Here is a 12,101-nt window from a genome sequence, read left to right as displayed (position 1 = left end):
TAGCAGTAGGTGCAGAGAGCGAAGCTGAATATGTGGACTTAGAATTAAAGGAACCACAAGCCCCAGGCCAAGTATTAGAGGCCTTAGCCCGGGAACTTCCCCCTGGGCTTAAAGTATTGGCTGCCTGGGAGATCCCTCCTGATCATCCGCCAGTTGCGGCCCAAGTACGGTGCGCAGCCTATCAGGTAGAAGTCGAGGGCTTAGAGTCGACCCAGATTAAAGAGGCCATACAGAGACTTTTCGCCCAGGAGGAAATTTGGGTGTCACGTAAGGGTAAGGAGGGTTGCCGGAAGATCAATATACGGCCCGGCTTATATCAGCTTGAGTTGAAGGGGGAGGCTACTTTAAAGATGCTATTATCCTTAACCCCTGAAGGTAGCGTGCGGCCTGAAGAAGTAGTACAGGCCCTAGATCCTTCCCTGAGTATAAAAAGCATACGCCGAACGGCCCTCTACTTAAGCTGCGGTCCGGAGGGACTTATTCCCCTGGACTAGGCTTAGCTAGGCAGCGCTTTAGTTTGACGCTTTTCTGAAGTGAACGCCGGAAGCTTGACAGGTATTTACTGCTTATGATACACTGCAAGGGCGGAAAACCTGAGTTCAGGCTACAAGGATTTTAGTTTCAGTTTTGGGAGGAATTTGTATGTATGCTATAATTGAAACTGGGGGGAAGCAATACCGCGTAAAGGAAGGAGATCTACTGCGGGTTGAAAAGCTACCTGCAGAAGTAGGGGAAACCGTAGTCTTAGATAAAGTGCTAGCTTTAAAAGATGAAGAAGGGTTAAGGGTGGGTAAGCCCTATCTTCCTGAGGTAAAGGTCATAGGCAAGGTAGAGGCGCAAGGGAAAGGAGAAAAAATAATCGTCTTTAAGTATAAGCCCAAAAAAAATTACCGGCGTAAGCAGGGGCACAGGCAACTGTTTACTGCCCTGCGCATTGAAAAAATAGAGCGAGGGTAGGATGATCCACGCAACCCTCTGGCTGGATAGGGAAGGATCTGTAGTGGGTTTTGAAATTTCCGGCCATGCGGGCTATGCCCCCCGTGGGCGGGACATCGTATGTGCGGCTGTGTCGGCTTTGGCTCAAGCTACTGTTTTGGGATTGGAGGAGTTTTTAAGCAGGAAGCCGGCAGTGGAGATGCGGAAAGGGAGGCTGCGCTGCCAGTTGGCTCCGGATCTTTCTCCTCGGGATCGGGAGCGGGCAGGAGCCATTTTAGGTACTTTGAGGTTAGGCCTACAGGCTATAAAGGAGAGTTACTCACCTTATATTAAAATCGAGATAAGGAGGTGGAACGGATGCGGAGAATAGATCTGCAGCTATTCGCCCACAAAAAGGGTGTGGGAAGTTCTCGGAATGGCCGGGATAGCGAATCTAAGCGCCTGGGGGTTAAGCGGTATGACGGACAGTTCGTTTACGCGGGCAATATCCTTGTCCGCCAGCGCGGCACCAAGATACACCCAGGGCGCAACGTTGGAATAGGTAAGGATGACACCTTGTACGCCCTTATTGATGGGTATGTGAAGTTTGAAAGAAAAGGCCGGGATAAGAAACAAGTCAGCGTTTATGCGGCGTGTTAGATCTTAAATCTTAAAATAAAACCCCTGGATATCTCCAGGGGTTAATAAATACCGAGCCCACGGGAGACCTGGGGTGGGAAAATGGGCAACGGGCCGGCAGACTTTTTGAGGTTGTTGCGGGGGCAAAAGCACGATTTCTTAAATCACCTGCAGGTCATTTTGGGATTCCTGCAACTGGGTAAACCTGAGCGGGCTTTAATGTATACTAAAGAAGTAGCGACCAAAATAGAGAAGAACGGAAGGCTTATGCGTCTTAAGCCACCAGAAATAGCCTTTCAGTGCCAGTTGAAGCTAGAGGAGGCTGCCCGGTACCAGGTGGCAGTGGAGGTAAAGATGGAAACAGAAATGGACAACCTGCTTTTACCTGGTGAGGTGGCGGCTGAACTTCTGGAACGCGCGTGGGACCTGGCCCTTGCGGCACTAGGGAGAAAACCTGAGGATAGGGAATTATTTTTAACGATTAGTGAGACGGACGAAGGGTATTGCTGGCATTTTAATACTGGGGCGGACCATTTTGAGGACGGAGATTTGGCTCTGTCTCTGGCCCAATTAGAAGAAAAGGCTAAAGAATGCCGGGTGCCTTTCTCTTGGTCTCTTTACCCCCTGGAGTTTAGCTTGTGGTTGCCGCGAAAGGAGTAGCGGTCTTTTGTGTTTTATGACGAGGCTAAAATCTACGTCCGTGGCGGTGACGGCGGTAACGGAGCAGTAGCCTTTCGCCGGGAGAAATATGTACCCCGGGGTGGACCTAGCGGTGGTGATGGCGGTCGGGGTGGTAGCGTAATTTTGGAAGCCGATCCTGGACTTAGGACCCTGGTAGACTTCCACTACCGGACCCACTACCGCGCTGAAAGGGGCGAGCACGGGCAAGGTAAAAATAAACATGGACGGAGCGCCCCTGACTTAATTTTGCGGGTCCCCGTGGGTACCGTGGTGAAGGATGCGGAGACTAACAAGGTGATAGCAGATCTAATATATCCCGGGCAGCGCGTGGTGGTAGCGGCCGGCGGGCGCGGGGGGAGGGGCAATGCGCGCTTTGCTACACCTTGGGACCAAGCCCCCACCTTTGCTGAAAAAGGTGAGCCCGGAGAAGAACGCTGGCTTCTATTGGAGCTAAAGTTGCTGGCCGATGTAGGCCTAATAGGATTGCCTAACGCGGGGAAGTCCACTCTGCTTTCGCGGATTTCAGCAGCCAGGCCCAAGATCGCTGATTATCCTTTTACTACTTTAACCCCCAATTTAGGTGTAGTTCGTTTGGATGAGGAACATTCCTTTGTGGTAGCGGATATCCCCGGCCTCATTGAGGGGGCCCACCGGGGGGCGGGCTTGGGTCTTAAATTTTTGCGGCACATAGAGAGAACGCGGATTTTAGTGCACGTGCTAGAAGTAGGAATGCTTACAGGTGAGGAAGTACTGCGTAACTTTAAAATTGTGAACGAAGAGCTAAACCATTACAGTCCCAAACTTTTAGAGCGCCCTCAGGTTATCGCTGCAAACAAAATAGATCTTCCAGGCGGGGAAGAAAATGTAGAGTTTGTGAAGGCCAACCTTGGGGCATCCTACCGGATTTTTCCTATTTCGGCTTTAAAAGGCGAGGGTTTAGAACCCCTTCTCTGGCATTTAGCCGAGCTTCTGGCCGGTTTGCCGGAAAGCGAACCTATAACTTTTGAAGAAGAATATGAAGAAGTCCACGTGAGGAAGGCGCCCGTGAGTGTAGTCCGGCAAGGAAATGTGTTCCTTGTTACCGGGACGGAGATAGAGCGTCGGGTGGCCATGACGGATTTTAATAATGAGGCGGCTGTGCGCAGGCTCCAACGTTTTTTAAAGCGCACAGGAGTAGAAGAAGCCTTACGGCGTGCCGGAGCCCGGCCGGGGGATATCGTGCGCATTGGTGAGCAAGAGTTCGAGTTCCAGGCAGGATAAGGTAGGGGAGCTCCGTTGAATGCAAGCGAATACCGGCAGGGGTTAAAAAATAGCCACCGGTTGGTGGTGAAGGTAGGTACCAGCACTCTTACGCATCCCACTGGCAAACTTAACCTCGAACGCTTAGAAAGGGTAGTACGGGAGCTGGCCGATCAGGTTAATGCGGGCCGGCAGGTGATCTTGGTCACCTCTGGAGCCGTGGGGGCCGGAATGGGGCGCCTAGGGCTCAAAGAGAAACCCCGGACACTACCTGAAAAGCAAGCGGCGGCCGCTGTAGGCCAAGGTATTCTCATGCACATGTACGAAAAACTTTTTGCTGAATACGGAATAATTGTAGCGCAGGTCCTTCTTACCCGGGATGATCTGGCTGACCGGCGCCGCTACCTTAATGCCCGCCATACCTTAAGTACCCTTTTACGTTTTGGTGTGTTACCTATCATAAATGAAAATGATACAGTGGCAGTGGAAGAGATTCGAGTAGGGGATAATGATACTTTATCAGCTTTAGTAGCTGGACTGGTGGATGCGGACGTACTTATTTTATTGACTGACAGCGAAGGCTTGTACACCTCAGATCCCCAAACCTGTTCTGAGGCAAAACTTATCCCTGTAGTGGAAGAGATTACACCGGAAATAGAGGCCCTGGCAGGAGGTTCGGGTTCTACCTGGTCCACAGGGGGTATGGTTACCAAAATCCAGGCGGCCCGCCTGGCCACCAGCTTTGGTATACCCGTGGTTATTGCCAGCGGCCTTTTGCCGGGGAACCTGGCTGCTATCCTGCGGGGTGAAGAGGTAGGTACGCTCTTTCTGCCTCGGGAACACCGGGCCCAGGCCCGTAAACGCTGGCTGGCCTACGGCCCGGCGGTTCAGGGTAAGATCCTGGTGGACGCCGGAGCGGAGCGAGCTCTTGTCAGGAACGGGAAAAGCCTGCTACCCAGCGGTATTGTAGGCGTGGAGGGTGAGTTTGAACAGGGGAGCCTGGTGAGCATAATAGGCCCTAAAGGGCAGGAGATCGCCCGGGGAATAGCTAATTACTCTGCAGAGGAGATAAGGCGTATTCAAGGGAAAAAGACCAGTGAAATCACCTTTGTTTTAGGTTATAAGGATTACGATGAAGTAGTTCACAGGGATAATTTGATTATATTAGGATAAAACGGAGGTGCCAAAGGATGAGCGTACGGGACGAGGTTGTGGCCTTGGCCCGGCGGGCTAAAGCGGCCGCGGCAGAACTCGCCACCTTAAGCACAGAAGTAAAAGACAAGGCCCTTAAGGCCATGGCCCATGCTTTGAGGGAAAGGGCCCCTGAAATCCTGGAGGCAAATGCTAAAGATATGGAAGCCGGACAGGCCCAAGGACTATCTCGCGCTTTACTCGACCGTTTACTCCTTAACGAAAAACGTATCGAGGAGATGGCCCAGGGTTTGGAGGCCTTAGTCAGCCTTCCCGACCCCGTTGGAGAGATAACATCCATGTGGACCCGGCCCAACGGTCTTAGAATTGGGCGGATGCGGGTACCTTTGGGTGTAGTAGGCATAATTTATGAGGCCAGGCCCAATGTTACGGTGGATGCAGCAGGTTTGTGTTTAAAAACGGGCAATGCTGTTATCTTACGGGGCGGTTCGGAGGCTATTAATTCCAACCGGGCCATTACCAGAATTATAAGCGAAGCTGCAACCTCCCAAGGTATCCCGGAGGGCGCCATCCAGTTGGTAGATACTACCGACCGTGAGGCTGTATATGTAATGTTAAAACTTAATGAATACATCGATGTACTCATACCCAGGGGAGGAGCAGGGCTTATCCGGACGGTGGTTGAAAATGCCACTGTACCGGTTATTGAAACGGGCGTAGGTAACTGTCACGTCTACGTAGATGCTGAGGCAGACCTTGAGATGGCCGAAAAGATCGTGGTTAATGCTAAGACCCAGCGGCCAGGTGTATGTAATGCCATGGAGACCCTGCTTGTGCACAAAGATATAGCTCCGGCCTTTCTACCCGTGGTGGCGGAGAAGTTGCGGGATTTGGGGGTAGAGCTCAGGGGCTGCGAGTATACACGCACTTTAGTGCCCTTCGCCCGGGAGGCGACGGAAGAGGATTGGGCAACAGAATACCTGGACCTCATCCTGGCGGTAAAAGTAGTAAACAGTTTTGAGGAGGCTATAGAGCATATAGGGAAGTACGGTACCAAGCACTCGGAAGCCATTGTCACCACTAATTATACAAGAGCCTGGGAGTTCCTTAAGCGGGTAGATGCAGCGGCCGTATATGTTAATGCTTCTACGCGTTTTACCGATGGCTTCCAGTACGGATTCGGTGCTGAAATCGGTATTAGTACCCAAAAACTTCATGCCCGGGGCCCCATGGGCCCTGAACAGTTGACGACTTTCAAGTATATAGTGTTCGGCAGTGGACAGATCCGGCAGTAATTGCTAAAATACTCTTGAATTCACCGGAATTAAGGGCCCCGTGGAGGATGATATGTATTTAGGAGAGACCGATTTTAGGCGGGTCGGCTTGATGGGCGGGACGTTTGACCCTATTCACTATGGCCATTTAGTCACGGCTGAAGTGGCCCGCTGCGAGTTTAACCTGGATAAAGTAATTTTTATTCCTTCGGGGCACCCGCCCCATAAAAAGGATTATGAGGTTACAGCAGCGGAACACCGTTATCAAATGACCGTGCTGGCTACTGCCAGCAATCCATACTTTGAGGTATCGCGGATAGAAATAGACCGTCCAGGCCTTTCTTATACAGTGGACACGGTAAAAGAGTACCGTAGGCTATGGGGGCCTGAGCCTGAAATCTATTTTATAACCGGAGCCGATGCTATCTTAGAAATTCTGCATTGGAAGGATGTAGATATACTTTTAGATACGTGTTGCTTTATTGCCGCCACGCGACCTGGCTTCCCTTTGGCTAGGCTAGAAGAAGTCAAACCTTGCCTGCCGCAGGGAGCAGAAGGCCGCATTTATCTTTTAGAAGTACCGGCTTTGGCCATTTCTTCCACAGATATCAGACGGCGTGTAAGGGAAGGAAAAAGCATTAAATACCTTCTACCGGAACCGGTCGAAGAATATATAAGGGAGCAAGGGTTATACCGAAAATGAAAGAAAATGATTATGACAAACTTCTGGCCAGGAAGCTTTCCCCTTTACGTTACCGACACAGCCGGGGAGTTGCTTCTTACGCGGCACAATTGGCTTTAAAATATAACATAGAGGTTAATAAAGCTAGACTTGCGGGTTTATTGCACGATTATGCCAGGGATTTACCGGAGGGAGAGCTATTAACCCTGGCGGAAGAGGCCGGCTTGATATCCTGCGAAGTAGAGAGAAAGCTACCTTTACTCTTACATGGGCCGGTGGGAGCCTACCTGGTACAGAAAGACTTAAACGTAAATGATGGAGAGATTTTGCAAGCCATTAGCCGCCACACGGTAGGGGCACCTGATATGACCCTCCTGGATAAAATAATCTATCTAGCGGATGCTTTGGAGCCTGGCCGGGTTTATCCGGGGGTGGATGTTCTCCGGCGTTTAGCGGAAGAAGACCTGGATAAGGCACTGTTAAAGGCGTTGGAGAGCAGCATATCCTACGTGCTTGCAAGAGGCCAGCTACTGCACCCGGCTACAGTGGAAGCGAGGAATTGTCTTTTAATGAAGAGAGATAATAGTTAAATCCGGGAAGGTTGGAGGATAATTTTAATTCTAAGGGGGTTTAGGCTGCTTGGTGGATCCATTGCGGGTGGCCCGGGTAGCCGCTCAAGCCGCCCGTGATAAAAAGGGACAACAGGTTGTTATATTAGACATACGTAAAATTTCCCTAATAGCTGATTACTTCGTTATAACCCATGGCACTTCCGTCCCCCAGGTCCAGGCTATTGCTCGAGAAGTGGAGGATAAGGTTACGGCTTTAGGAGAAAAGCTTTTACGGAGGGAAGGTTTTGATTCTGCCCGTTGGATCCTCCTAGACTTTGGGGCCGTAGTGGTACACGTATTTATGGAGGAAGAGCGCAAGTTTTACGACCTGGAACGCCTTTGGGGGGATGCTGAGGTGGTAGAAGAAAAAGCCTTTGCTGAAGCGTAGCTTTGGAGGGAGTGAAAGGGAACCTTGGAGGCTAGATATAATTTTAAGGAAATAGAGCCAAAATGGCAGCGGCGTTGGGAGGCTAACGAGCTGTATAAAGCACGGGAAGACGACCCGCGGCCTAAGTTTTACTGCCTGGAGATGTTTCCCTACCCTTCTGGCAACCTTCACATGGGGCATGTGCGCAACTATACCATCGGTGATGTGGTAGCTCGTTTTAAACGCATGCGGGGGTTCAACGTCCTGCACCCCATGGGTTGGGATGCTTTTGGTTTACCTGCGGAAAATGCCGCCATTAAACACGGGATACATCCGGCGGAGTGGACATGGAAAAATATAGCCAATATGCGCAGGCAGCTAAAATCCATGGGTATAAGTTACGATTGGGACCGGGAGATAGCTACCTGCCACCCCAGCTACTATAAGTGGACCCAGTGGTTATTCCTGCAGATGTACAAACACGGCCTGGCCTACCGCAAAAAGGCTGCCGTGAACTGGTGTCCTTCCTGTGCTACAGTTCTGGCCAACGAGCAAGTGGTAGGTGGAGCCTGCGAACGGTGCGGTACACCTGTAACACGTCGCGACTTGGAGCAGTGGTTCTTCCGCATCACGAAGTATGCAGACCGCTTGCTGGAAGACTTGAAGAAGCTTCCAGGTTGGCCGGAAAAAGTAAAGGTAATGCAGGAAAACTGGATCGGCAAAAGTTTCGGTGCCGAGGTGGTGTTCCGCCTGGAGGGAAGCGGGGAGGAAATACCTGTTTTTACTACCCGGCCGGACACCCTTTTCGGTGTAACTTATATGGTTTTGGCTCCCGAGCATCCCTTAGTGGTAAAGCTTACACGTGGGACACCTTATGAAGACAAAGTAGAAAAGTTTATAGAGGCTGCTCGGCATTTAAGCACTCTGGACCGCACGGCAACCGAGAAAGAAAAAGAAGGTATGTTTATCGGAGCTTATGCAATAAACCCGGTCAACGGGGAAAGGGTACCAGTATGGATCGCCAACTATGTGTTGATGGAGTACGGCACGGGGGCAGTCATGGGTGTACCGGCCCACGACCAGCGGGACTTTGAGTTCGCCCGCAAGTACGGTCTCCCCATTAAGGTGGTTATTAAGCCCCCTAACGGTGAGCTTGACCCCTCCAGCATGGAACAAGCTTATGTAGAGCCAGGTATAATGATCAATTCCGGGCCTTTTACGGGATTGCCCAGCGAGGAAGGTAAAGAGAAGGTCATAGCTTATCTAGAAGAAAAAGGTGCAGGTTGCCGCAAGGTGAACTATAAATTGCGGGATTGGCTCATTTCCCGGCAGCGGTACTGGGGGGCACCTATACCTATAATCTACTGCGACCGCTGCGGTATTGTGCCTGTGCCCGAGGAAGACCTGCCGGTAATCCTGCCTGAGGGGGTCGAGTTTAAACCTACCGGGGAATCGCCCCTTAAAGAATGCCCCGAGTTTGTCCATACTACTTGCCCGTCCTGCGGGTCACCGGCCCGGCGGGAAACGGATACCATGGATACCTTTGTTTGTTCTTCCTGGTATTTCTTGCGCTATACCAGTCCCCACAGCCAGGATGTTCCCTTCGAGCGAGATAAGGTTGATTACTGGATGAACGTGGATCAATATATAGGCGGCGTAGAGCATGCGATCCTCCACCTCATGTATGCCCGGTTCTTTACCAAAGCCCTGTACGATTTCGGCCTAGTAGGAGTGGAGGAACCTTTCCAGAATTTGCTTACGCAGGGTATGGTTCTCAAGGACGGGGGCAAAATGTCCAAATCCAAGGGAAATGTGGTAAGCCCGGAAGAGATCATAGAGCGCTACGGGGCCGATACCGCCCGCCTCTTTATCTTGTTTGCCGCGCCGCCAGAAAGGGACCTGGAATGGAGCGACCAGGGAGTAGAAGGTTGTTATCGCTTCTTAAATAGAGTTTGGAGGCTGGTTTACCATTATAGTAATAAGGTGCGGGGGATACAAGAGGATGAAGTCCGACTTATGAGGAAGGCCGACAAAGAGCTGTATCGCCTTCTGCATGCTACCATCAAAAAGGTAACTGAAGATATAGAAGAACGCTTTAACTTTAACACCGCCATAAGTGCCATCATGGAGTTGGTAAACGGGCTCTACGATTACCAAGAGCAAATTGACCCTGCGGACCAGAATTTACCTTTGCTCAAGGAAGCTTTGAGCAAGCTGATTGTACTTCTGGCGCCTTTTACGCCCCATATTGCGGAGGAGCTTTGGCAAGGTATAGGTAAGGAGAGAAGCGTACATCTGGAGAGCTGGCCGGAGTACGACCCCGAAGCCCTTGTGGCCGATGAGGTTACAGTGGTAGTCCAGATCAATGGGAAAGTCCGGGATCGTATTCGCGTACCGGCCGGCCTTAAGGAGGAAGAGCTACGGGAGGCCGTCCTCTCCCGGGAGAAGATCGCCGCCTGGCTGAAAGGGCAGGAGTTGGTAAAGGTAATTGTGGTACCGGACAAACTAGTTAACCTAGTGGTCCGGAAGGCAGGTTAAGGAGGGAGATGTATGCCTGTTGCCCAGATAACGGTGATCCCTTTAGGAGGTCCGGGTTCACCGAGCATAAGCTCTTATGTAGCGGAACTGCAACGTCTTTTGAGTGAGATGCCGGGTATTAAGTTTCAACTTACGCCTATGGCTACGGTTATAGAGGGAGATTTGGATTCTCTTTTCCAGGTTTTCCGGAAGATGCACGAGTTACCCTTTCAAAAAGGGGCTTTAAGGGTTATAACTTCTATTAGTATAGACGATCGGAAGGATAAGGAGCTTACCATGGAAGGCAAGCTCGAATCCGTAAGAAAGAAGCTTCAGGAAACCTGAAAAGACCAGGAAGGCCGGGCTAATTTTAACGATGATTAAGTTTAAAGGGTCTGGAACGGACCCTTTTTCTTTTTAATGTTTTTAAGGCAGGAATCTTGTTAATGCAGGAATCTTACCTACATGCGTTGTATAGATACTTCTGGCATGGCAAAAAGAAATCAACCCTTAAAGCAAGGGTGGCAAGCTTTCTTCTCGGGGTGAAGAAGGTTGTGGGAATGGGATAGCCGGTCCCGGTGGGTGATTATATTTATTGCAGGGTCCCTTTTGTTTGGTGCTGGGGTGCAGTACGGGAAGTGGAGGCAGAGCGAAGAGGGGGCCGTACCTGTAGTGGAACGGGGGGTGGTGGAAGGCAAGCTTGAGGTAGAGGATGACGTATCAAAAGAACAGCAGTTCATACAGGTACATATAGCGGGGGCTGTCGAACGGCCCGGGGTATACCAGTTGCCTGCGGGTGCCCGGGTGAACGAGGCTCTGAAATTGGCGGGCGTCCTTCCGGAAGCCGATCCCCACGCCCTTAATCTGGCTGCTCCCTTATCTGATGGGCAGCAAATTATCGTACCCCGGGTGGGCGAGGAAGGGAAAATTGCCCAGGGAACGGCAGGTCCGGGGACGGGCAGAACACAGGGAAAAATTAATATAAATACTGCCGGGCCGGAAGAACTGGATACCCTCCCGGGTATCGGACCCAGCCTAGCCCAAAGAATCATCGAATATCGCGAGCAGCACGGTCCCTTCCGGACCATCGAAGACTTGCAGAACGTACCCGGCATTGGGAGCAAACGATGGGAGAACCTTAAAGATTTAATCACGGTGTACTGAGGGTACCAAAGGGTAAACTTTAAAAGAAATTTATTTCGAAGTAAAGGAAGATGCAGCGATATGAGCGTATTTCAGGCCTTAGTTTTAGGAGCCGTGCAGGGGTTGGCTGAGTTTTTACCTATCTCCAGCTCAGCCCACCTTATTTTGGTCCGCTTTTTTTTCGGTTGGCCGGACCCGGGCCTGGCCTTTGACGTAGCCCTTCATGTGGGAACCCTAGTCGGTGTGCTGGCTTACTTTTGGTCTGAATTGACCAGGCTTGTCGTAGCCGGTTTCACCCGTCCCCGTAGTAAAGAGGGACGGCTTTTCTGGTACATCCTCTTAGCGTCTGTGCCTGGTGCTCTGTTTGGGGTAACCTTGGAGGAATATGCCCAAACGATCTTTAGGACGCCGACTTTAATAGCCGTCACCCTTGCCTTAATGGGTGTAATTCTTTGGTCCTCCGACCGCTTCAGCCGGAAAAAGAGAGGGCTTGAGGAGATAAACGTGTGGGATAGTCTGCTGGTGGGTTTTTCTCAGGCACTGGCCATTATACCCGGAGTATCCCGTTCGGGTGTAACCATGACCGCAGGTTTGTTAGGGGGATTAACAAGGGAAGCCGCAGCACATTTTTCCTTTCTACTTTCCATCCCTATTATAGCGGGGGCCGCTCTCTGGGAACTGCGCCACATATCCTGGCAAGACATAAATTTCTCCTTCGGCGTGGGTGTTTTTACTTCAGCCCTCCTAGGATTTCTAGCTATTAAGTTTTTACTTAAGTATTTACGGCGGGGCAGTTTTGCCCTTTTCGCCTGGTACCGGCTCCTTTTAGCTACCGCGACATTTTTAATGGTGCTTCTTAAAGCTTGAATCAAGTTGCACGG

General features: G+C 51.0%; 15 protein-coding genes. All 15 read left to right on the top strand.

From position 1 onward, the window contains the following. Positions 1-494 (top strand): TIGR03936 family radical SAM-associated protein (locus L5656_RS03515; protein WP_297199098.1); only part of this gene is annotated, 494 nt, incomplete at its 5' end. 148 nt (positions 495-642) lie between these two features. Then, positions 643-957, top strand: a complete 315-nt coding sequence (gene rplU / locus L5656_RS03510; protein WP_297199095.1) for a 50S ribosomal protein L21 — start codon at positions 643-645, stop codon at positions 955-957. A gap of 1 nt (position 958) precedes the next feature. Then, the gene (locus tag L5656_RS03505; RefSeq protein WP_297199092.1) at positions 959-1,306 is read left to right on the top strand and encodes a ribosomal-processing cysteine protease Prp; all 348 of its coding nucleotides are present in this window, start codon (positions 959-961) and stop codon (positions 1,304-1,306) included. Continuing rightward, positions 1,303-1,575, top strand: a complete 273-nt coding sequence (rpmA, locus tag L5656_RS03500; RefSeq protein WP_366017828.1) for a 50S ribosomal protein L27 — start codon at positions 1,303-1,305, stop codon at positions 1,573-1,575. The genes L5656_RS03505 and rpmA overlap by 4 nt, the downstream gene beginning before the upstream one ends. 81 nt (positions 1,576-1,656) lie before the next feature. Beyond that, entirely contained in the window at positions 1,657-2,214 is a 558-nt protein-coding gene (locus L5656_RS03495; RefSeq protein WP_297199086.1) for a Spo0B domain-containing protein, read from the top strand. A gap of 9 nt (positions 2,215-2,223) precedes the next feature. Continuing rightward, on the top strand, positions 2,224-3,495 hold the full coding sequence (gene obgE / locus L5656_RS03490; protein ID WP_297199083.1) for a GTPase ObgE: 1,272 nt from the start codon (positions 2,224-2,226) through the stop codon (positions 3,493-3,495). Positions 3,496-3,510: 15 nt separating this feature from the next. Then, positions 3,511-4,647: a glutamate 5-kinase gene (gene proB, locus L5656_RS03485; RefSeq protein WP_297199080.1), complete on the top strand. Its 1,137-nt coding sequence runs from the start codon at positions 3,511-3,513 to the stop codon at positions 4,645-4,647. A 17-nt stretch (positions 4,648-4,664) separates the two neighbouring features. Further along, complete coding sequence (locus L5656_RS03480; protein WP_297199077.1) at positions 4,665-5,921, top strand: glutamate-5-semialdehyde dehydrogenase; 1,257 nt, start codon at positions 4,665-4,667, stop codon at positions 5,919-5,921. A 91-nt stretch (positions 5,922-6,012) separates the two neighbouring features. Continuing rightward, complete coding sequence (nadD, locus tag L5656_RS03475; protein ID WP_428849295.1) at positions 6,013-6,603, top strand: nicotinate-nucleotide adenylyltransferase; 591 nt, start codon at positions 6,013-6,015, stop codon at positions 6,601-6,603. Continuing rightward, positions 6,600-7,172: a bis(5'-nucleosyl)-tetraphosphatase (symmetrical) YqeK gene (gene yqeK / locus L5656_RS03470; protein WP_297199071.1), complete on the top strand. Its 573-nt coding sequence runs from the start codon at positions 6,600-6,602 to the stop codon at positions 7,170-7,172. The genes nadD and yqeK overlap by 4 nt, the downstream gene beginning before the upstream one ends. Before the next feature lie 52 nt (positions 7,173-7,224). Further along, complete coding sequence (gene rsfS / locus L5656_RS03465) at positions 7,225-7,581, top strand: ribosome silencing factor (RefSeq protein WP_297199104.1); 357 nt, start codon at positions 7,225-7,227, stop codon at positions 7,579-7,581. A 24-nt stretch (positions 7,582-7,605) separates the two neighbouring features. Beyond that, the gene (gene leuS, locus L5656_RS03460) at positions 7,606-10,098 is read left to right on the top strand and encodes a leucine--tRNA ligase (protein WP_297199068.1); all 2,493 of its coding nucleotides are present in this window, start codon (positions 7,606-7,608) and stop codon (positions 10,096-10,098) included. Between the two features lie 12 nt (positions 10,099-10,110). After that, on the top strand, positions 10,111-10,422 hold the full coding sequence (locus L5656_RS03455; protein WP_297199065.1) for an MTH1187 family thiamine-binding protein: 312 nt from the start codon (positions 10,111-10,113) through the stop codon (positions 10,420-10,422). Positions 10,423-10,629: 207 nt separating this feature from the next. Then, on the top strand, positions 10,630-11,241 hold the full coding sequence (locus L5656_RS03450; protein WP_297199062.1) for a ComEA family DNA-binding protein: 612 nt from the start codon (positions 10,630-10,632) through the stop codon (positions 11,239-11,241). Between the two features lie 60 nt (positions 11,242-11,301). Beyond that, on the top strand, positions 11,302-12,087 hold the full coding sequence (locus L5656_RS03445) for an undecaprenyl-diphosphate phosphatase (RefSeq protein WP_297199059.1): 786 nt from the start codon (positions 11,302-11,304) through the stop codon (positions 12,085-12,087). The last annotated feature ends 14 nt before the right edge of the window (positions 12,088-12,101 follow it).

The organism is Thermanaeromonas sp., from assembly GCF_021890735.1.
Lineage (GTDB): Bacteria > Bacillota > DSM-521 > Neomoorellales > Neomoorellaceae > Thermanaeromonas.
Note: the sequence above shows the minus strand (reverse complement) of the source record. Positions and strands in the feature narration are given on the sequence as shown.

What these genes read in the sequence shown, in the direction of transcription:
- rplU (WP_297199095.1), top strand. Translation starts at nt 643, where the DNA reads ATGTATGCTATAATTGAAACTGGGGGGAAGCAATACCGCGTAAAGGAA.
- L5656_RS03505 (WP_297199092.1), top strand. Translation starts at nt 959, where the DNA reads ATGATCCACGCAACCCTCTGGCTGGATAGGGAAGGATCTGTAGTGGGT.
- L5656_RS03495 (WP_297199086.1), top strand. Translation starts at nt 1,657, where the DNA reads ATGGGCAACGGGCCGGCAGACTTTTTGAGGTTGTTGCGGGGGCAAAAG.
- L5656_RS03480 (WP_297199077.1), top strand. Translation starts at nt 4,665, where the DNA reads ATGAGCGTACGGGACGAGGTTGTGGCCTTGGCCCGGCGGGCTAAAGCG.
- nadD (WP_428849295.1), top strand. Translation starts at nt 6,013, where the DNA reads ATGGGCGGGACGTTTGACCCTATTCACTATGGCCATTTAGTCACGGCT.
- yqeK (WP_297199071.1), top strand. Translation starts at nt 6,600, where the DNA reads ATGAAAGAAAATGATTATGACAAACTTCTGGCCAGGAAGCTTTCCCCT.
- L5656_RS03455 (WP_297199065.1), top strand. Translation starts at nt 10,111, where the DNA reads ATGCCTGTTGCCCAGATAACGGTGATCCCTTTAGGAGGTCCGGGTTCA.
- L5656_RS03445 (WP_297199059.1), top strand. Translation starts at nt 11,302, where the DNA reads ATGAGCGTATTTCAGGCCTTAGTTTTAGGAGCCGTGCAGGGGTTGGCT.